This is a genomic window from Flavobacterium pectinovorum, from assembly GCF_022802975.1.
Lineage (GTDB): Bacteria > Bacteroidota > Bacteroidia > Flavobacteriales > Flavobacteriaceae > Flavobacterium > Flavobacterium pectinovorum_B.
In genome coordinates, this window is record NZ_JAFEVZ010000038.1 from 1 (window position 1) to 915 (window position 915).

The following is a 915-nucleotide window of genomic DNA, read 5'->3' on the forward strand; positions in this document are numbered from 1 at the left end:
AATACTTTCTTCTATTGATGTAGATGCTGCCAATACTTTTACTTACACTTTGGTCGCTGGTGCAGGAAGTACTGATAATTCAGCTTTCACTATCAGCGGTGCAAACCTGCAAATTGTGGCAAGCCCGGATTTTGAAACTAAATCTTCTTATTCAATTAGAGTAAGAACGGCCGATCAAGGGGGACTTTCTTTTGAAAAAACGTTTACTATAAATGTAAATAACCTGAATGAAGTGCCAACTGACTTAGCGCTTTCGGCTACAGCTATTAACGAAAATGTAGCGGCCGGATCAACGGTAGGAATACTTTCTTCTATTGATGTAGATGCTGCCAATACTTTTACTTACACTTTGGTCGCTGGTGCAGGAAGTACTGATAATTCAGCTTTCACTATCAGCGGTGCAAACCTGCAAATTGTGGCAAGCCCGAATTTTGAAACTAAATCTTCTTATGCAATTCGAGTAAGAACGGCCGATCAAGGGGGACTTTCTTTTGAAAAAACGTTTACTATAAATGTAAATAACCTGAATGAAGTGCCAACTGACTTAGCGCTTTCGGCTACAGCTATTAACGAAAATGTGGCTGCAGGAACAACAGTAGGAGTGCTTTCTTCTATAGATGTAGATGCTGCAAATACTTTTACTTACACTTTGGTCGCTGGTGCAGGAAGTACTGATAATTCAGCTTTCACTATCAGCGGTGCAAACCTGCAAATTGTGGCAAGCCCGGATTTTGAAACTAAATCTTCTTATGCAATTCGAGTAAGAACGGCCGATCAAGGGGGACTTTCTTTTGAAAAAACCTTTACTATAAATGTAAATAACCTCAATGAAGTGCCAACTGACTTAGCGCTTTCGGCTACGGCTATTAACGAAAATGTAGCGGCCGGTTCAACGGTAGGAATACTTTCTTCTAT

Annotated in this window: 1 pseudogene; it reads left to right on the plus strand. The window is 40.3% G+C overall.

Annotated features, from left to right (window positions below):
- Positions 1-915 (plus strand): annotated as a pseudogene (locus FLV_RS19895) (cadherin repeat domain-containing protein); the annotation flags it as partial.